Raw genomic sequence first — 18,482 nt, 5'->3', positions numbered from 1 at the left:
GTAGCCAGGAAACTTAGCCAGGAAACTTAGCCAGGGAACTTAGCCAGGGAACTTATCTAGGAAGCACCGTCAGGTAGCCCACAGGTAGCACAGTGAGCCTCGTCGGCGGGAGTTGTTTCCCGGAAAGACAAGGGGGCGCCTCCTGAGAGGCGCCCCCTTGTAACAGCCGGTCGAGTCAGGCGCTAACTAGCCCTGCTCGGACCCCGCGACCTGGCGCGGCGCCTCCTTGCCGAGAAGCTTGCGTCCCAGCCAGTCAGAGACCGAGGCGATCATGGCGTAGAAGCTGGGAATAAAGAAACTCCCCAGCACCGCCACCGATGCCATGCCCATCGCCACCGTGGTGCCGATATGGTGGCTGCTGACATCACTCGCCCCGGTGGCCAGGGCCAGCGGCAGAGTACCGAAGATAAAGGCCATCGAGGTCATCACGATGGGTCGGAAGCGCAGCTCCGCGGCGATGATGGCCGCCTCGCGGATCGTCTTGCCCAGCTCCTTGCGCTGCAGCTCGGCGAACTCGACGATCAAGATGGCGTTCTTGGCCGCCAGGCCAACCACCACCAGCATGCCGATCTCCACATAGACACTGGAGTCCAGCCCGCGCAGCGCGATGCCGCCGATCCCTCCCAGGAAGGCGAAGGGGGTGGCGGTCAACACCGCCAGTGGCAGTGACCAGCTTTCGTACTGGGCCGCCAGAATCAGGAACACCATCAGCAGACCAAAGATGATCGCCAGGCTGGCGGCGCTGCCCATCTGGCTCTCCTGATAGGCGGTACCGGTCCAGCCCATGCCCCAGTTGCTGCCCAGGGTCTCGGCAACGACCTCCTCCATGGCGGTGATCGCCTGGTTGGAGCTATAGCCCGGTGCCGGGCCGCCCTGAAACTGTGCCCCCAGGTAGACACCGAAACGCGACACCACAGAGGGCTTGGCCTGTCGCTCCAGGGTCACGAACTCCGACAGCGGGATGCGCTCCCCATTGCCGCCGCGAACATAGACGCTACTGATATCGTCCGGGGTCTTGCGGAACTCATCCTCGTTCTGCAGGTAGACCTGAAAGTTGCGGTTCTGGTAGCTGAAGAAGTTGACGAAGCCGGTACCGAAGGTATTGGAGAGCGTCGCGTTGAGCTGCTGCAGCGATACCCCGTAGCTCAGCGCCTTCTGCTGATCGATTTCGGCACGATAGCCCGGCACATTGACGTTGAAGGTGGTGAAGACACGCTGCAGTGCCGGATGCTGGTTGGCAGCCTGCATGACCTTGACCGAGGCCTGGAAGAGCTCCTGTGGCGTGCCTCCCTCGAAGGACTGCAGGTACCCCGTAAAGCCGCCGGTGGTAGAGAGCCCCATGATCGGCGGTACGTTGAAGGCCATCGCCGAGCCCCCCGGGACCTGAGCGCCCAGCTGCATGATCTTGCCAACCAGCTCATCCGCGGTCAGCGTGCGCTCATTCCAGGGCAGCATATTGATGAACATGATACCGCGGGCCGAATTGACCGCACTGGAAAGGATGTCATATCCCGCCACGGCGGAGCTGTACTCGACGCCTTCGATCTCCTCGATACGGGCGCTCAGTTCATCCATGTAGGCCCGGGTGCGGTCAAGCGAGGCCGAGTCGGGAAGCTGTACGGCGGCCAGCACAATACCCTGGTCAGTCTCGGGCACCAGGGTCGAGGGTGTGATCTGATAGAGCCACCAGGAGCCGCCGATCACCAGACCTGTCAGCAGCAGCGCCACTCCCCAGAAACGCACCAGTGCCCTGACCACCCACATGTAGCCCGCGGTGATACCGGCAAAGAGGCTGTCGAACAGGCGCAGTGGAGTGTGGATGGCACGCGTCAGCTTCGACTGCCCCATCTGCGACTTGTGCTTGATGAACACGGCCGACAGGGCCGGCGTGAAGGTCAACGCCATCAGTGCCGAGAAGGCCACCGAGATCGCCACGGTCAAGGCAAATTGCTGATAGATCTGGCCGGTGAAGCCGCCCAGGAAGGCCACCGGTACAAACACCGCAGCCATGATCAGGGAGGTGGCGATAACCGGCCCACCCACCTCCTTCATGGCCTGGATGGTCGCCTGGGTGACCGTGATATCCTCATCCTCGCCCAGCACCCGCTCGACGTTTTCCACCACCAGGATGGCATCGTCCACCACGATACCGATGGCGAGCACCAGGGCGAACAGTGTCAGCAGGTTGATCGAGAAACCGAACAGGAAGAAACCGGCGAAGGTCGCCAGTACCGACACCGGCACCACCGACATGGCGATCAACGTGAAGCGCCAGTTCTGCAGGAAGACGAACAGGATCACCCCGACGATGAGAAACGCCTCGATAAATACCTTGGTCACGGTATCGACGGAGGCACCGATAAACAGCGTGGTGTCATAGGGCACCACCTGCTCGAGCCCTGGGGGGAAACGTGATTCCAGTTCGGCCATGGTCTCGTGGACCAGTCGGGCAGTCTCGAGGGCGTTGGCACCAGGCTGCTGGTTGATGATGATCGGCGTCATGGCGCCACCATTCAGCTTGGCGTTGACCCCGTAGTAGGAGGCACCCAGTTCGATGCGTGCCACGTCACTAAGCCGCAACGACGAACCATCCGGGTTGGTGCGCAGCAAAATCTCGCGGAAATCGTTAACGCTATTGAGGCGCCCTCCGGCGGTGATCGTATAGGAGAAGGCCCTCGGATCACTCTGGGGCGTGGCAGCCAGGCTCCCCGCAGGGACCTCGGTGTTCTGAGTGCGGATCGCCGTCGCTACCTCGGTTGGCGTCAGGTCATACTGAGCCAGCTTGTCCGGATCCATCCAGATACGCATGGCAAACTCACCACCCCCCAGCACCGAGGCTTCCCCCACACCCGGCAGCTGACGCAGCTCATCGAGGATGTTGAGGGTGGCATAGTTCTGCATGAAGACGTTGTCGTAGTCGCCCTGCGGTGAGATCAGCGCGACCAGCATCAGAATCGAACTGGAGCGCAGCTCCACGGTCACGCCCTGGGCCTGCACCGCCTCGGGAAGCTGAGAAAGCGCCCCCTGCACCCGGTTGTTGACATTGATGGTGTTGATATCGCCTTCGGTGCCGATATTGAAGGCTACGTTGAGGCTCATGGAGCCGTTGTCGCCACTGGTCGAGGTCATGTAGAGCATGTCCTCGACACCGTTGATGGCCTCGGCGAGAGGAGCCGCCACCGTCTGCGCCACCGTTTCGGCATCGGCGCCGGGGAACTGGGCGCTAACCGATACGGTGGGCGGCACCACACTGGGGTACTGCTCGATCGGCAGCACGCGCAGACTGACCACCCCGACCAGGGTCAGGATGATCGCCAGTACCGTGGCGAAGATTGGCCGCTTGATAAAGAAGTTGGAGAAGTTCATCAGGCGTCATCCTCACCGGCCTCGGCCGGCCCTGACTCGCTCTCAGCCGCCGCTTCCTGGGTCGCCTGGCCCTCCTGGCCGGGCTGGGCAGCCGAGCCACCCGCTGTCGCCGCGCCCTGCTGCTGACCACCCGCCTGCATGGAGCGCTCGACCAGCGCCTGGGCATCGCCATCGAAGGGCAGCGGCTCGATGGTCACGCCCGGCTCGATGCCGGCGAGGTCACCGACCACCACACGCTCACCCGGCTCTACCCCGTCACGCAGGATGTTCCAGGAGCCGGCCACCTCGCCCAGGCCAATCGGCCGAGCGCGGGCGACGTTATCCTCATCGAGCACGAACACCTGGGGCCCCATCAGGCCCTGGCCGATGGCGATCTCGGGAACTGCCAGCACATCGAAGCGCTTGAGGCCCTCGAGCTCGACACGCACGAACTGCCCGGGAAGCACGCGATGCTCGGGATTGGCGAAGGTGGCACTGGCCTGCACCGTGCTGGTGCCCTCCTCCACGCGAGAGCCAAGGAATGTCAAGCGTCCCACGAGACGCTCACTTCCCAACCCGGGCAGCTGCAGGACCGCACGAATCTTCTCGGCGTCTTCAGGCTCCTGCATCTGGCGACGCAGCTGGAAGGCGTCCCGCTGCGGAAACTGGAAGCGCACCTCGAGTGGATCCAGCGGTGTGATGGTCGCAAGCTCGGTGCCACTGCTCACCACATTGCCGACATTGACCCGACTCAGGCTGATCAAGCCCGATACCGGCGCCGAGACTTCGGCATAATCGAGATCGATCCGTGCGGTGGCCAGCGCCGCCTCGGCCTGGACCACGGATGCGCGTGCCACACTCAGCTCCGAACGCGCCTGATCGACCTGCTGGCGGCTGACCGAGTTCTGGTTCAGCAGGCGCTCGAAACGGTTGGCATCTCGTTGAGCACGCTCCAACTGGGCTCGAGCACTCTGCAGATCCGCCTCACGTTGCCTGACCGCCGCCTGATAGACATCCGGCTCGATGGAGTAGAGCACATCACCCTTCTCGACCATTTGCCCCGGCTCGAAATGGCGCTTCTCGAGGGTACCGGTGACGCGTGCCACCAGCGTCACCTCATCATCGCTGCGCAGCAACGCGGGATAGGAGCGCTCCAGATCGAGATCCTGGCGGGCCAGCTTGGCGACCTCCACCGGATGCGGTGGTCGTTCCTGGGCACTACCCTGCTGGGCCTGCTCAGGTGACGGCTCTTGACCACAGGCGGCCAGCAACAGGCCGGCGGCCAGGGCAAGAAGGCCCGCCCGGCCGATTCGGTATGCAGTTTTCATGCGCGTGGAGTTTCCTTGGAAATGTCGGATGAACGAATCTTACATTCATTCATGTATGGATGTAAAACTTAGCCCCCTAATCAAGCCACCGAGTCATCGCTCACGCTCGACGGCTTGGAATCACGACTCGCCTTCTCATTAACCACTGCCTCGGCGGCAGTGGTTACCGATGGCCGTTCTCCAGCGGGCTAGGGGGTCGGGCGCTCACCGATATTCATCACCGGGTCATTGCCCGCAGCATCCGGCAGCTGGAGATTCACACTGCCGCCGTCCAGCCAGGCGTTGACCTCGGCCAGGGCCTCTTCATCGAGGGTGCCCGCACGCTGACGCAGGGTCAGCAGGTTGATCACGTAGTCGTAACGCGCGCTGGCCAGATCGGCGATGGCGTTGTAGAGGTTCTGCTCAGCATTGAGCACATCGACGATATTGCGGGTACCGACCTCATAGCCGGCGCGGGTCGCATCCAGGGCGCTCTGGTTGGAGACCACCGCCTGGGCGCGGGCCTCCACCGTCGCCACATCGTTGGTCACCCGGGTATAGCTGGAGCGTACGTCCTGGATGGTGCTGCGACGCTGGTCCTCGAAGTCGTACTGCGACGACTCCAGCAGATAGGTGTTCTGACGCACCGAGGCACTGGTGCGCCCACCGGTATAGAGGGGCAAGCTGACGCCGACCCCGACCTGACTACTGGAGTCATGGCCATCGATGCGATCTGCATCGCTATCGGCATAGTTGTAGTTGGCGAAGGCATTGACCTGAGGCAGGCGCCCGGCGCGAGCGATCTCCACCGCGCTGCGCGACACCTCGACACCGGCCTGGCTGGCCAGTACCTGGGGATTGTTCTGCATGGCCAGCTCTACCCAGGTGCTACGCTCCGCCGGCATGGGCGGGGCGATTGTCAGCTCCTCGCCCAGGGCATCGATACTCTCATAGCGCTGACCGGTAAGCCGCTCCAGCACCTCGAAGCGCACCTGCAAATCGCTTTCGGCGCCGATGCGCACCGCCCTGGCCTGATCGAAGGCCGCCTTGGCCTCTTCCACCTCGGTAATGGCGATCAGCCCCACCTCGAACTGCTCGCGGGCCTGCTCCAGTTGACGATTGATGGCCCGCTCCTGGGCACGGCGTGCCTCGAGCACTTCATGGGCCCGCAGGATCTCGAAGTAGGCGGTGGAAACGCTGATCAATACGCCCTGCTCGGTGGCAGCCAGGCGGTACAGCTGCTGATCGATCTGACGTTCGCTGCGCTCTACCTGGCGACTGGCGATAGCATTGAAGAGGGCCTGGGTGGCCTCGAGGGTGACGCCGAGGCGATTGACGTTATCATCACCTCGCGGCTGACCGGGAATCGACTGAGCCTCATATTGGCGGTTGTGGGTCAGATTGCCGGAGGCCGTGACCTGGGGCAGCAGATCCGCTCCCTCCACATCACGCCCCGCTTCGGTACTACGAGTCAGGGCACGAGCCGAGGCCAGCTCGGCGTTGTTCAGGAGGGCATCGTTGGCGATGGTCAGCAGGTCCGCCGCCTGGGCGGATGTCGACACGATGGTGGCCACCATCATCGGCAACAGGGCACGGCGCAGGACGCGCGACGGGCGGGAACAACGCGACGGGCGGGGAGACGTCATCGGCTCATCCTCGATCGATGGAATATTTACATACATTGTCGCATGTTCAGGCCTCGATTCCACCTTATCATCGAGGAACAATATGACATATTGTGATCATCCCCAGCGGCGGAGGCGGAGCATGCAACACCTTGATTGGGTCAGCGTAGACGATCTCGATGTGGCGGTGCGGATATGGCATCCCGATGCCCCCCGCACCCTGATCGCCTGGCACGGTCTGGCTCGCCATGGCGGTGACTTCGCCGATCTGGCCCAGCGCCTGGGGCCCGAGTGGCGGGTGCTGGCACCGGACACCCCGGGGCGCGGCCTCTCGACCTGGTCACTTCATCCCGAGCGTGACTACACCTACGCCGCCTACGCCGGGGTCGCCCGAGCCATCCTCGACCATTTCGACTTGGAACGGGTACCCTGGCTGGGCACCTCCATGGGTGGCCTGCTGGGCCTGCGCCTGGCCGCCGAGCCCGGCACCGCCGGGCGCATCGAGCGCCTGATACTCAACGATATCGGCCCCGAGCTTGCCCCCGAGGGACTGGCCGAACTGGGCGACTACTTCTCACGCCCCCACGAATTCGCGAGCTTCCGCGAGCTCGAGGCGGAACTACGCCGCCACTATGCAGGGTTCGGCATCGAAGGCGACGACAGCTGGCGGCGACTGGCGCTGGAGAGTGCACGGCGCCTGCCCGACGGTCGCTGGAGCTTTCACTACGACCCGCAGATCACCGCGCAGTTTGTCCACGACACGCCGCGAGACCTATGGGCCGACTGGGGCGCCCTCACCTGCCCGCTGATGGTGGTCCGCGGCGCTCACTCGCCCCTGCTCGCCGCCGCCACGCTCGAGCGCATGGCCGAAACTCAGCCACAACTCATCACCCTGGAAGCGGTCGGCTGCGGCCACGCCCCCTATCTCGACCGCGCCAGTCAGGTCGAGTCGATTCGCCACTTCCTCGACAACCCGGAGCGTTGAGATGTCATCGATACCGGGGGAGCTACTGATCGACCAGGGGCCGCCACGCCCGCGCGGTGATTGGACCCTTGAGCACCACGCCGCGCTGCGCCGACGCATCGGTGAAACCCGGGGCGCGGCGGTTGGCACGCCCGAGTCGCTTGCCGAGATCGCCGCCCTCGATACCGCCGGTGCCGCCCTGCTTGCCGAGCTCACCGGCGCCGAGCGCCTCGCCGGAATCGATGACTGGGCGCCACAGCTGCCTGCCGAAAGGCGCGCCCTGTTGCGTGCGGTGGGCGAGGCGCTGCTGCGCTGCGAGCCCCCGGCTGCACAACGCTCTCACCCCCTGCGCGGCCCGCTGGCCGATATCGGCCGCCGCATGGAAGACATCGGCCACCAGCAGAAACAGCTACTGGGCTTTATCGGCCGGGTGCTCGCCACCCTGGCCACCAGCGCCTGGCGACCCAGGCGCTGGCGTCTCACCTCCGTCGTCGCCCAGATTCACCAGACCGGCCTCGACGCCCTGCCCATCGTCGCCCTGCTCACCTTTCTGGTGGGAGCGGTGGTCGCGTTTCTCGGCGCCACGGTACTACGCGACTTCGGCGCCACCCTCTACACGGTGCACCTGGTGGCTTACGCCTTCCTGCGCGAGTTCGGCGTGATCCTGGCCGCCATCCTGCTGGCCGGCCGAACCGCCAGCGCCTTCACCGCCCAGCTGGGGGCCATGAAGGCCAACGAGGAGCTCGATGCCCTGCGCACCCTGGGTCTCGACCCGGTAGCGTTGCTGGTACTGCCTCGCGTGGTGGCGCTGACCATCAGCCTGCCCATCCTCACCTTCGTGGGGATGCTCAGTGGCATCCTGGGCGGCGCCATGGTCTGTCTGGTGGCGCTGGACATCTCGGCGGCACAGTTTCTGGCCATCCTCGAGCGCGATATCGCCATCCAGCACTTCCTGGTGGGCATGGGCAAGGCGCCGCTGTTCGCCTTCGTGGTCGCAGTGATCGGCTGCCTGGAGGGCTTCAAGGTCAGCGGCAGCGCCCAGTCGGTGGGCGAGCACACGACGTCGAGCGTGGTGCAGTCGATCTTCATGGTGATCCTGCTCGATGCCCTGACGGCGCTGTTCTGCATGGAGATGGGATGGTGAACGAGCAGGTGGATGACGGATTCCGGCCGCTGATTCGTGTTCGCGACCTGGAGAATCGCTTCGGCAGCCATGTGGTGCACCAGGAGCTCGACCTGGACCTGGAGCGTGGCGAGATTCTTGGCGTGGTAGGCGGCTCGGGCTCGGGCAAGTCGGTCCTGCTGCGCAGCATCGTCGGACTGTTGCGCCCCAGCGCCGGACGCATCGAGGTATTTGGCGAGGACCTTCAGCAGCTTTCCGCTTCGGCTCGCTCACGGGTCGAGCGCCGCTTCGGGGTGCTGTTCCAACGTGGAGCTCTGTTCACCTCACTGACCCTGGCCGAGAATGTCGCCCTTCCACTGATCGAGCATGCTGGCCTGCCCCGCAGTGAAGCCGAAGCGCTGGCGCGCCTCAAGCTGGCCCTGGCAGGCCTGCCGGGCAAGGCTGCCACTCAGTACCCGGCCGAGCTCTCCGGTGGCATGATCAAGCGCGCCGCACTGGCCCGTGCCCTGGCGCTGGACCCGGAGGTACTGTTCCTGGATGAGCCCACCGCGGGGCTGGATCCCATCGGGGCCGCCGCCTTCGACCGACTGCTGATGACCCTGCGAGACGCCCTGAGTCTCAGCGTGTTTCTGATCACTCATGATCTGGATACCCTCTACACGGCCTGTGACCGGGTGGCGGTGCTGGCTCAGCGACGCGTACTGGTGGCCGGCCCCCTCGAGAGCGTGGCCGCCACCGACGAGGCCTGGATTCACGACTACTTTCACGGCCCGCGTGGCCGCGCGGCCGAAAATGCCGCTCGAACCGCCTAGGAGAGTTGACCATGGAGCCCCGTGCTCATCATGTGCTAATCGGCCTGTTCACCGTACTCGCCCTGGGCGGCGCCCTGCTGTTCGCACTGTGGCTGGGAAAGTCGAACCTCGACCGTGATGACACCTGGTACGAGGTGGTCTTCGATCGTGCCGTCAGTGGCCTCGCCGAGGGTAACGCCGTTCAGTACAGCGGCATCGAGGTAGGCAATGTGGCCGAACTGCACCTGGACCCCACGGATCCCCGCCGGGTGCGCGCGCTGATCCGCATCGATGCCAGCGTACCGATCAAGGCCGACACACGCGCCAGCCTGGCCCTTGCCAATATCACCGGCAGCATGAACATCCAGCTCTACGGCGGCACCCCGGAGAGTGAGCGGCTGAGAGGCAGTCGTGACAACCCGCCGGTGATCCGCGCCCGCCCCTCGCCGTTGAGTTCACTGTTGAGCAACAGCGAGCGGCTGATGATCCGCTTCAATCGACTGCTTGAAGGCGCCGACCGGCTGCTCTCAAACGACAATATCGAGCATCTGTCACACAGCCTCGCCAACCTGGAGCAGGCCACCGCGACACTCGCCGGCACCGACCTTGACCTGAAGGCACTGGGCGAGCGACTCGGCACCACCCTGACCCAGGCCGAAGCCACTCTGGCAACCTACACCAGCCTGGGCGACCGGGCTGGGCGGCTGCTCGACGAGGAGGGCCACCGCACCCTGGCTCGCGCGGAGAGCGCCATGGCGGCCCTGGAGGAGAGCGCCAGCCGGGTAGCCAGGCTGACCGCCGACCATGAGCAGGAGATCGCCCGCGGTCTGCAGGGAGTCGGCGAACTCGACCCCGCCATGCAGGAGCTCCATGCGGCGCTGCGCGTGCTCAACCGTCTGATACGGCGCCTCGAGGAGAGCCCTACCGAGGCACTACTCGGGCGTGACCCCCTACCCGAGTATGCTCCTTGAGCCATTGACCATGATCTTTCACACCAGAAGGCATACCCCATGACTCCCCGTCACCCTATAGCGGCGCTGCTGGCCCTGTTGCTGCTATTCACCGCCGGCTGCACGATCCTTCCGGATCGCGAACCACAGCGATTGTTCGCACTCCCGGCAAGTCCGGACCTCGACATCTCAGGCCCCTCGGTTGCCGCCACCCTGCGCGTCGACTCATTCAGCGCCAGCGCGCCTCATGGCGGCAACCGACTGCTGGTGATGCCGTCACCGGACGAGTATGAGGCCTGGAGCGGCGTGCGCTGGCGAGACGATGCGTCGCGCTTGCTGCAGGAGCGGCTGCTTGAGGGCTTTCGCCAAACGGGACGCCTGAAGGGTGTGGTCGATGACGCCAGTCGAGCCCGCAGCGATGCCACCCTGACCGGCCATCTTACGGCCTTCTATCTGCGTCTCGACCGGGGCACCCGCCACGCCGTGGTGCGCCTGGACGCCCAGTTGATCGACGAATCCCGCCGTGAGTTACTGACCAGCCGCCGCTTCGAGGCAACATCAGCCGCCGGTGACGCCACACCCGAGGCGGCGATAAAGGCCTTCGGTCAGGCGAGCGACGCCCTCGCCGAGGCCCTGATAGGTTGGGTAGTCGAAGCACTCTAGCCCCCCAATATCACTAGGATATAATCCAGATTTGATATGACTCAGGGAAATCCGAGCATGGACCAGGCACCATGGAGGCCATTCCGGGAAAGAGGTGAATCAGAATGGGCAAGCGTGTCGCCAACCATTGGCCAAAAGCCACCCTCGCCGCGGCCGCCGTCGCGTTGCTGGCGGGAGTGGCCTGGTGGAGCCTGCAGCCGGAGGCCGAGAACCCCGGCCTGACAATGGGCAACGGCCGCATCGAGGCAACCGAGATCGATGTGGCCACGCGCCTGCCCGGCCGCCTGGCCGAGGTGATGGCCGAGGAGGGCGAGATTGTTGACCCCGGCCGAGCGGTCGCCCGCATGGATACCGCGACCCTTGAGGCCGAACTCGCCCAGGCCCGTGCCCAGCAGCGACGTGCCGAGAATGTCCTGGAGACCGCCCGAGCCATGGTGGCGCTGCGTGAGAGCGAGCTGACCGCCGCCCAGGCAGTCGTCAGCCAGCGTCAGGCCGAGCTCACCGCGGCCCGCAAGCGCTACGAGCGCGCGGCCAGCCTGGTGGAGCGCAACGCCATCTCGCAACAGCAGTTCGATGATACTCTCGCCGCCTGGCAGAGCCAGCAGGCGGCCTTGGCCTCGGCCAACGCTCAGGTACTCTCGGCCCGGGCCGCCATCCGGGCCACCGAGTCTCAGGTGATCGAGGCCGAGTCCCAGATCGAAGCCAGCGACGCCACCCTGGCCCGTATCCAGGCCGATCTTGACGATAGCGTACTGACGGCGGATCGTCTGGCGCGGGTGCAGTACCGAATCACCGAGCCCGGGGAGGTACTGGGGGCCGGAGGCAAGGTGCTCAACCTGGTCGACCTCACCAATGTCTACATGACCTTCTTCCTGCCGACACGTGAGGCGGGCCGAGTCGCCATCGGCGACGAGGTCCGCCTGGTCCTTGATGCCGCACCGGAGTACGTGATTCCGGCCCGGGTCAGCTATGTGGCGAGCGTCGCCCAGTTCACTCCCAAGAGCGTGGAGACCGCCAGCGAACGCGAAAAGCTGATGTTCCGCCTTCGCGCCAGGATCGAGCCCGGGCTGTTGCGCCGCCATATCGAACAGGTCAAGACAGGGCTGCCGGGGCTGGCCTACGTCAGGCTCGATGATACAGCCCCCTGGCCGGATAGCCTCGAACTCCGAGTGACGCCATGATTCGGCACTCGACAGAGCGTGTGGCGAGCGTCGAGGCCGTGAGCCTGCGCTACGGCGACACCCTGGCCCTGGACAATATCAGCCTGGACCTGCCGGCTGGCCGGGTGGTCGGCCTGATTGGTCCCGACGGCGTGGGCAAGTCCAGTCTGCTGGCGCTGCTCGCCGGCGCCCGCCACATGCAGCAGGGACATGTCGAGGTACTCGGCGGTGATATGCGCGATGCCCACCATCGCCGGCTCTCCTGTCCACGCATCGCCTATATGCCCCAGGGGCTCGGCCGGAACCTCTACCCCACCCTGTCGGTACACGAAAACCTGACCTTCTTCGGTCGCCTCTTCGGTCAGGATGGCGCCGAGCGGAAAGGGCGTATCGCGGCGCTGACCCGTGCTACCGGCCTGGCACCCTTTATCGACCGCCCGGCGGCCAAGCTCTCTGGTGGCATGAAGCAGAAGCTGGGGCTGTGCTGTGCGCTGATCCACGACCCCGACCTGCTGATCCTCGACGAGCCCACCACCGGCGTCGACCCGCTCTCACGAAGCCAGTTCTGGACACTGATCGCGAGCATCCGCGACGCGCGCCCTGGGATGAGCGTGATCGTGGCCACCGCCTATATGGATGAAGCCCAGAACTTCGACTACCTGGTGGCGATGGATGCCGGCCACACACTGGCCAGCGGCACGCCCACAGAGTTGCTGGCACAGACCGGGACAGACGACCTCGAGAGCGCCTTTATCGGCCTGCTGCCCGAGGCGAAGCGCCGCCAGCATCGCGCCGTCACTATCCCGCCTCGCCCCGTCAGCGATACCATCGCCATCGAAGCACGGGAACTGACCAAGCGCTTCGGCGACTTTACCGCCGTCGACCGGGTGGACTTTCGCATCCCACGGGGAGAGATCTTCGGCTTTCTGGGCTCCAACGGCTGCGGCAAGAGCACCACCATGAAGATCCTGACCGGCCTGCTGCCGGCAAGCGAAGGCGAGGCCGAACTGTTCGGCCAACGGGTCGACTCCCAGGACCTCTCGACACGCCGCCGAGTCGGCTACATGTCCCAGGCATTCTCTCTGTATGGCGAACTCAGCGTGCGCCAGAATCTCGCCCTGCACACGCGACTCTTCCAGCTGCCCAGGGCCGAAAGCCAGGCCCGCATCGAGGAGTTGCTCGAGCGCTTCGCCTTGACAGCCGTCGCCGACAGCCTCTCGGGCGGCCTGCCACTGGGGATTCGCCAACGACTCTCCCTGGCCGTGGCCATACTCCATCGTCCCGAGATCCTGATTCTCGACGAACCCACTTCCGGGGTCGACCCGATAGCCCGAGATGCCTTCTGGCGCGAGCTGGTCAGGGTGTCCCGGGAAGAGGGCGTGACCATCTTTATCTCCACCCACTTCATGAACGAGGCCCAGCGCTGCGATCGGATCTCGCTGATGCACGCCGGGCGGGTACTGGCCTGCGGCACTCCCGAGGCACTTCGCCAGGAGCGCGGCACCGATACCCTCGAGGAGGCTTTCATCATCTGGCTGGCGGAAGCCGCCGACGAGCCACCCGGCGATCCGGGGGCCACGCCTCGCAAGGCCGAAACGGTGGAGCCCCAGCGCGACCCTCCTGCCTTCAGCCTCAAGCGCCTGATGAGCTATACCCGTCGAGAGAGCATGGAGCTTCGCCGTGACCCACTACGCGGCACCCTGGCCTTGCTGGGCAGCGTGCTGCTGATGTTCATCATCGGCTACGGCATCAGCCTCGATGTCGAGAACCTGGACTATGCGATCCTCGACCGCGACCAGACCACCACCAGCCAGGCCTATGCCCTCAACCTGGCGGGATCACGCTACTTCAGCGAACGTGCGCCGCTGACCAGCCAGGACGAGATGGAGGCAAGGATGCGCCGCGGCGACATCAGTCTTGCCGTGGAGATTCCGCCTGGCTTCGGCCGTGACCTCAAGCGTGGTGCCATCCCCGAGGTTGCCTTCTGGATCGACGGTGCCATGCCGACCCGAGCCGACACCATCCGCGGCTACGCGCTTGGACTGCATGGTGATTTCCTGGCGACCCTTGCTCGTGAATCCAGTGTCGCCACTCGCGACAGCGGTCTGGAGATCGCCCTGCGCTATCGTTACAACCCCGATGTCGAGAGCCTGCCCGCCATGGTACCGGCGGTGATTCCGCTGCTGCTGATGATGATTCCGGCCATGCTCACCGCGCTGGGTGTGGTGCGCGAGAAGGAGATGGGATCGATCACCAACTTCTATGTCACGCCGGTGACCCGAACCGAGTTCCTGCTCGGCAAGCAGCTGCCCTACGTGGCCATGGGCATGGTCAATTTCGTCACCCTGGTGGCGCTTTCCATCTGGGTCTTCCACGTCCCGGTCAGTGGTAGCCTGGCAACACTGAGCCTGGCCGCCCTTCTCTACCTGTTGTGCTCCACCGGCATGGGGTTGCTGATCTCCTCGCTGTTGCGCAGCCAGATCGCCGCCATCTTCGGCACCGCAGTGATCACCCTGATTCCGGCGGTGCAGTTCTCGGGAATGCTGCATCCGGTCTCGGCCATGGAGGGCATCAGCGCCCTGATAGGCCAGGCCTATCCCACCACGCACTTCCTGATCATCACGCGGGGGGTGTTCTCCAAGGCGCTGGGCTTCAGCGAGCTGTGGCCCTACTTCGTGCCACTGCTGGTGGCGATCCCGCTACTGCTGCTGGCCAGCGTGGCTGGCCTGCGCGACCAGGAGAGATAAGATGCCATCACTGGGCAATATCCTGCAGCTGGGGATCAAGGAGCTGCGCAGCCTGGCTCGGGACCCTGCCATGGTAGTGCTGATCCTCTACGCCTTCAGCTTGAGCATCCATACCAGCGCCACGGCGGTGCCCGAGTCGCCGCACCGCGCCACTGTCGGAGTGGTAAACGAAGATGCCTCGGCACTCTCCTGGCGGCTGATCGATGCCCTGCAGATGCCCTACTTCCTGCCTCCCGAACCCATTACCCGCGAGCAGATGGACGCCGGCATGGACAGCGGTCGCTTCACCTTCACCCTGGACATCCCCCCCGACTTTCAGCGTGACCTGCTCGGCGGACGCGGTGCCGAGATCCAGCTCAATGTGGATGCCACCCAGGTCTCCCAGGCCTTTACCGGTGCCGGTCATATCCAGCAGATAATGGCCAGCGAGGTATCCGAATTCCTGAGTCGCCATCGTGCGGAACCGGTCATGCCGGTGGAAGCCATCGTTCGCACCGCCTACAACCCCAATCTGGACCGTGCCTGGTTCGGGGCCATCAACGCGGTGATCGATCAGATCACCATGCTCTCGATCATTCTTACCGGAGCCGCGCTGATCCGCGAACGCGAGCACGGCACCATCGAGCACCTTCTGGTCATGCCGATCACGCCGCTGGAGATCATGCTGGCCAAGGTATGGTCCATGGCCGCGGTGGTGCTGGTCGCCTCGGCACTGGCCCTGCGCCTGGTGGTCCAGGGCTGGCTGGCGGTGCCCATACCCGGTTCGGTGGAGGTATTCCTGCTGGGTGCCGCCCTGCACCTCTTCGCCACCACCTCCATGGGTATCCTGTTCGGCACCATCGCCCGCTCGATGCCCCAGCTGGGGCTGTTGATCATCCTGGTGCTGCTGCCCATGCAGATCCTCTCCGGCGGCATGACCCCTCGCGAGAGCATGCCCGAGCTGGTGCAGCAGATCATGCTGGCCGCCCCAACCACCCACTTTATTCAGCTGGCCCAGGGCGTGCTATTCCGTGGCGCCGGCATCGCGGTTATCTGGCCCCAGCTGCTGGCCCTGGCCGTCATCGGTGGTGCCTTCTTCCTGATCGCCCTCTCGCGTCTGCGCCGCTCGCTGCAGTAGGCTCAAGGCACCCGGGGCTCAGGCTGTATCGATCTCCAGCCGCGAGACCGCGTGGTCCACGGCGCCACGGTAGCCGCCGCCGAACAGCAGCAGATGGTTGAGCAGCGGATAGAGCTGAAACAGCGTCTCGCGGCGCGGCCAGTCAGAAGGAGGTGCTCCATCCCAGTAGGCCTCGAAGAAGGCCTCCCCCGGGGAGCCGAACAGGGTCAGCATCGCGAGGTCCACCTCCGGATAGTGACGATAGACCGCCGGGTCGATCAACGCGGGGCCTCTCGGCGTGAAGAGCACGTTGCCCGACCACAGATCACCGTGTATCAGACTCGCGGGGGCATTCGGCAGCCAGGCCTCCAGGCCGTGGGCCAGCGCCTCGAGTCGGCCACGCAGCCTGGCATCGAGCAGGCCTCGCGCCTGGCATGCCTCGGCCATCGGCGAGCGACGCATTGGGCTGGGGCGTGCGCCCACAGGCGTTGTCGCGATGCCAGCCGTGAGCATCGCCGACCACCCCGTGCAGCCTACGCAGTCCTTCCCCCAGCGCGGCCGGGTCACGACGGCGAGGCGCCACCTCCAGTGCCGCCATCACCAGCCACCCATCGCCCTGAGCCAGCACCTCGGGCACCACCAGCCCCGAATCGGCCGCGGCCAGGGTGACCAGCCCCTCCGCCTCACCGGCCAGGCGATCGCCGGTGTCCTGCTTGACCACCACATCGCCTCGGTCGGTGGCCAGGCGGTAGACCGCGGCGACATCACCGCCCGACAGCGGCGCAAGTTCACCTTCCGGGGTCAACCCGACCCTGGCCAGGCACGCCCGTAACCTTTTATCCATACCACTCCTCACGCTATCGATGAGGCCCCAGACTTGCCCTCGAAAGGCATGCCGTCAAGGAAGAGCACGCGCAAAAAAAAGCCGCCCGGAGCGGGCGGCAAGCAGGGACAACACACAACGCTTAAATATGACGGTCAAAAACGACTCTTGAAACGCAAGACTTGAAACAAGATGAATTCGCTGAAGCTCACTGGGGCATCAACACGCCGTCGATGACATGAATAACGCCGTTGCTGGCCTTGATATCGGCCGAGATCACGGTGGCATCATCGATCATCACGCTGCCATCCATGGTGGTGATGGTGATGTCCTGGCCCTGCACGGTGGTGGCACTATCGGCCGCCATGGCATCTGCGGCCATGATCTGGCCGGGGACGACGTGATACGTCAACACAGCCTGCAGGGTCTCCTTGTTCTCCGGCTTCAACAGCTCCTCGACGGTGCCCTCCGGCAGGGCGGCAAATGCCTCATCGGTGGGAGCAAAGACGGTAAAGGGGCCCTCGCCTTTCAGGGTATCGACCAGATCTGCCGCCTGCACCGCGGCGACCAGCGTCTCGAACTGGCCCGCCTCGACGGCCGTGTCAACGATGTCCTTCTGCTTCATGCCGTGGTGTTCTGCCTGGGCACAGCCGGCGATGAAAAGACCAACCGCACCGGCAGCCATCAGATGCGTCATGGAAAGGGTAAGAGTCTTCATGATCGGATACTCCGTTTAGGGCTGACTCGGGCGGATGCCCGATGGTCGTGTCACTGATGATGCTGGGTGCCATCTGCGTCGACCTATACAGAAACTATACCACAAACATAAATTGGACAAGTTTTTTCCAGTGCCTTTATGACACGTCAGGGCAAGAGAATGGCACGATAGGGCAAGAGAGCCTTGCTATGGCTGACGCAGCCCCCCGAATATGGCACAACGACAGGCTGGATCACCCCGATAGAGGAGTCACACTCATGTACAAGCTGGCGTTCTTTGTACCGATGGCGGAGGCCGAGGCCGTCAAGGAGGCAGTGTTCGCCACCGGCGCCGGGCGCATCGGCGATTATGAGGCGTGTTGCTTCCAGACCCCGGGTACCGGGCAGTTCCGCCCCCTGGACGGCGCCACCCCTCATATCGGCAGGGTGGGCGACCTGGAGCGGGTGGAAGAGCTGAAGGTGGAGCTGGTCTGTGAGGATGCCCTGATTCGCGAGGCGGTGGCAGCGCTACGCCAGGCCCACCCCTATGAGGAGCCGGCCTTCGATGTCTGGCGTCTCGAGGATCTTTGAAGCCGGGGATGTGCGACTAGCCGGCACCGGACTGACGTTCGCGGTCGGGCACGATGTCGCTCATATGCAGCGGAAACTCGCCCTGCTTGCGGTCCGCATAGAAGTGCCACAACGTGCGCTCGATGGTAGGAAAGGCGAGCTCTTCCCAGGGGATTTCATGCTCCTCGAAGAGACCCACCTCGAGGCTTTCCGGCCCGGGAGCGAAGCTGCCCTCGAGATCGGCCCGAAAGATCATGAACACCTGGTTGATATGTGGCAGGTTGATCAGGGTATATAGCCCATGCAGTCGGGTCTCGGCACAGGCCTCCTCGCGAGTCTCTCGGGCGGCGGCCTCTGCCGTGGTTTCACCGTTCTCCATGAAACCCGCCGGCAGCGTCCAGTACCCCTTGCGTGGGGAGATGGCACGGCGGCAGAGCAGCACGCGAGTACCGCTTACCGTTAGCGTCCCCGCCACGATACGCGGGTTCTGATAGTGGATGGTCTCGCACTCGTCGCACAGAAAGCGCGGACGATCATCCCCCTGCGGAATCGCGAGGCGCACGGTATGGCCACAGTGGCTACAGAAGTTCATGAGACTCCCAGGCAAGCGAACTGGCTTGAC

The 18,482-nt window shown here is 64.6% G+C and carries 14 protein-coding genes and 1 pseudogene; 9 read left to right on the top strand and 6 right to left on the bottom strand.

Annotated features, from left to right (window positions below; all coding sequences use genetic code 11):
• Nucleotides 1-186: 186 nt before the first annotated feature.
• The 3 genes from GRB80_RS00340 to GRB80_RS00330 form a co-directional block, all read right to left on the bottom strand.
• Nucleotides 187-3,366: an efflux RND transporter permease subunit gene (locus GRB80_RS00340; protein ID WP_161422139.1), complete on the bottom strand. Its 3,180-nt coding sequence runs from the start codon at nucleotides 3,364-3,366 to the stop codon at nucleotides 187-189.
• Entirely contained in the window at nucleotides 3,366-4,673 is a 1,308-nt protein-coding gene (locus GRB80_RS00335) for an efflux RND transporter periplasmic adaptor subunit (protein WP_161422138.1), read from the bottom strand. The genes GRB80_RS00340 and GRB80_RS00335 overlap by 1 nt, the downstream gene beginning before the upstream one ends.
• A 188-nt stretch (nucleotides 4,674-4,861) precedes the next feature.
• Nucleotides 4,862-6,298 (bottom strand): TolC family outer membrane protein, encoded by a 1,437-nt coding sequence (locus GRB80_RS00330; protein WP_161422137.1) that lies wholly within the window; start codon nucleotides 6,296-6,298, stop codon nucleotides 4,862-4,864.
• A gap of 121 nt (nucleotides 6,299-6,419) precedes the next feature.
• Between GRB80_RS00330 and GRB80_RS00325 the strand changes: the two genes are divergently transcribed.
• The 8 genes from GRB80_RS00325 to GRB80_RS00290 all read left to right on the top strand — a co-directional run bounded on the left by GRB80_RS00325 (nucleotide 6,420) and on the right by GRB80_RS00290 (nucleotide 15,792).
• Nucleotides 6,420-7,262: an alpha/beta fold hydrolase gene (locus GRB80_RS00325; RefSeq protein WP_161422136.1), complete on the top strand. Its 843-nt coding sequence runs from the start codon at nucleotides 6,420-6,422 to the stop codon at nucleotides 7,260-7,262.
• Between the two features lies 1 nt (nucleotide 7,263).
• Entirely contained in the window at nucleotides 7,264-8,385 is a 1,122-nt protein-coding gene (locus GRB80_RS00320) for an MlaE family ABC transporter permease (RefSeq protein ID WP_161422135.1), read from the top strand.
• Nucleotides 8,379-9,176 carry an ABC transporter ATP-binding protein gene (locus GRB80_RS00315; RefSeq protein ID WP_161422134.1) on the top strand — a complete coding sequence of 266 codons (798 nt, stop codon included), beginning with the start codon at nucleotides 8,379-8,381 and terminating at the stop codon, nucleotides 9,174-9,176. The genes GRB80_RS00320 and GRB80_RS00315 overlap by 7 nt, the downstream gene beginning before the upstream one ends.
• A gap of 11 nt (nucleotides 9,177-9,187) precedes the next feature.
• A complete protein-coding gene (locus tag GRB80_RS00310; protein ID WP_161422133.1) occupies nucleotides 9,188-10,126 on the top strand; it encodes an MlaD family protein in 939 nt (312 codons plus the stop codon).
• 39 nt (nucleotides 10,127-10,165) lie between these two features.
• A complete protein-coding gene (locus GRB80_RS00305) occupies nucleotides 10,166-10,768 on the top strand; it encodes an ABC-type transport auxiliary lipoprotein family protein (RefSeq protein WP_161422132.1) in 603 nt (200 codons plus the stop codon).
• Nucleotides 10,769-10,872: 104 nt separating this feature from the next.
• Nucleotides 10,873-11,949, top strand: a complete 1,077-nt coding sequence (locus tag GRB80_RS00300) for an HlyD family secretion protein (protein ID WP_161422131.1) — start codon at nucleotides 10,873-10,875, stop codon at nucleotides 11,947-11,949.
• Nucleotides 11,946-14,675, top strand: a complete 2,730-nt coding sequence (gene rbbA, locus GRB80_RS00295) for a ribosome-associated ATPase/putative transporter RbbA (protein ID WP_161422130.1) — start codon at nucleotides 11,946-11,948, stop codon at nucleotides 14,673-14,675. The genes GRB80_RS00300 and rbbA overlap by 4 nt, the downstream gene beginning before the upstream one ends.
• Nucleotide 14,676: 1 nt before the next feature.
• Nucleotides 14,677-15,792: an ABC transporter permease gene (locus GRB80_RS00290; RefSeq protein ID WP_161422129.1), complete on the top strand. Its 1,116-nt coding sequence runs from the start codon at nucleotides 14,677-14,679 to the stop codon at nucleotides 15,790-15,792.
• An 18-nt stretch (nucleotides 15,793-15,810) separates the two neighbouring features.
• On the opposite strand, the pseudogene GRB80_RS00285 reads toward GRB80_RS00290, so the two are convergent.
• Together GRB80_RS00285 and GRB80_RS00280 are read right to left on the bottom strand one after the other, a co-directional pair.
• Nucleotides 15,811-16,615 (bottom strand): annotated as a pseudogene (locus GRB80_RS00285) (fructosamine kinase family protein).
• A 187-nt stretch (nucleotides 16,616-16,802) separates the two neighbouring features.
• On the bottom strand, nucleotides 16,803-17,312 hold the full coding sequence (locus tag GRB80_RS00280) for a fasciclin domain-containing protein (RefSeq protein ID WP_161422128.1): 510 nt from the start codon (nucleotides 17,310-17,312) through the stop codon (nucleotides 16,803-16,805).
• Between the two features lie 257 nt (nucleotides 17,313-17,569).
• Here GRB80_RS00280 and GRB80_RS00275 point away from each other — a divergent pair, with 257 nt between their 5' ends.
• On the top strand, nucleotides 17,570-17,881 hold the full coding sequence (locus GRB80_RS00275) for a YqfO family protein (RefSeq protein WP_132041352.1): 312 nt from the start codon (nucleotides 17,570-17,572) through the stop codon (nucleotides 17,879-17,881).
• 16 nt (nucleotides 17,882-17,897) lie between these two features.
• On the opposite strand, the gene GRB80_RS00270 is transcribed toward GRB80_RS00275, so the two are convergent.
• Nucleotides 17,898-18,452 (bottom strand): NUDIX hydrolase, encoded by a 555-nt coding sequence (locus GRB80_RS00270; RefSeq protein ID WP_161422127.1) that lies wholly within the window; start codon nucleotides 18,450-18,452, stop codon nucleotides 17,898-17,900.
• Nucleotides 18,453-18,482 lie beyond the last annotated feature (30 nt).

It is taken from the genome of Halomonas icarae (assembly GCF_009901955.1).
Lineage (GTDB): Bacteria > Pseudomonadota > Gammaproteobacteria > Pseudomonadales > Halomonadaceae > Halomonas > Halomonas icarae.
The sequence above is the reverse complement of the archived record's forward strand: the minus strand, read 5'-3'. Positions and strand labels throughout refer to the sequence as shown.

Coding starts and splice junctions, on each gene's coding strand:
- GRB80_RS00340 (WP_161422139.1), bottom strand. CDS start 3,366: ATGAACTTCTCCAACTTCTTTATCAAGCGGCCAATCTTCGCCACGGTA.
- GRB80_RS00335 (WP_161422138.1), bottom strand. CDS start 4,673: ATGAAAACTGCATACCGAATCGGCCGGGCGGGCCTTCTTGCCCTGGCC.
- GRB80_RS00330 (WP_161422137.1), bottom strand. CDS start 6,298: ATGACGTCTCCCCGCCCGTCGCGTTGTTCCCGCCCGTCGCGCGTCCTG.
- GRB80_RS00325 (WP_161422136.1), top strand. CDS start 6,420: ATGCAACACCTTGATTGGGTCAGCGTAGACGATCTCGATGTGGCGGTG.
- GRB80_RS00320 (WP_161422135.1), top strand. CDS start 7,264: ATGTCATCGATACCGGGGGAGCTACTGATCGACCAGGGGCCGCCACGC.
- GRB80_RS00315 (WP_161422134.1), top strand. CDS start 8,379: ATGGTGAACGAGCAGGTGGATGACGGATTCCGGCCGCTGATTCGTGTT.
- GRB80_RS00310 (WP_161422133.1), top strand. CDS start 9,188: ATGGAGCCCCGTGCTCATCATGTGCTAATCGGCCTGTTCACCGTACTC.
- GRB80_RS00305 (WP_161422132.1), top strand. CDS start 10,166: ATGACTCCCCGTCACCCTATAGCGGCGCTGCTGGCCCTGTTGCTGCTA.
- GRB80_RS00300 (WP_161422131.1), top strand. CDS start 10,873: ATGGGCAAGCGTGTCGCCAACCATTGGCCAAAAGCCACCCTCGCCGCG.
- rbbA (WP_161422130.1), top strand. CDS start 11,946: ATGATTCGGCACTCGACAGAGCGTGTGGCGAGCGTCGAGGCCGTGAGC.
- GRB80_RS00290 (WP_161422129.1), top strand. CDS start 14,677: ATGCCATCACTGGGCAATATCCTGCAGCTGGGGATCAAGGAGCTGCGC.
- GRB80_RS00280 (WP_161422128.1), bottom strand. CDS start 17,312: ATGAAGACTCTTACCCTTTCCATGACGCATCTGATGGCTGCCGGTGCG.
- GRB80_RS00275 (WP_132041352.1), top strand. CDS start 17,570: ATGTACAAGCTGGCGTTCTTTGTACCGATGGCGGAGGCCGAGGCCGTC.
- GRB80_RS00270 (WP_161422127.1), bottom strand. CDS start 18,452: ATGAACTTCTGTAGCCACTGTGGCCATACCGTGCGCCTCGCGATTCCG.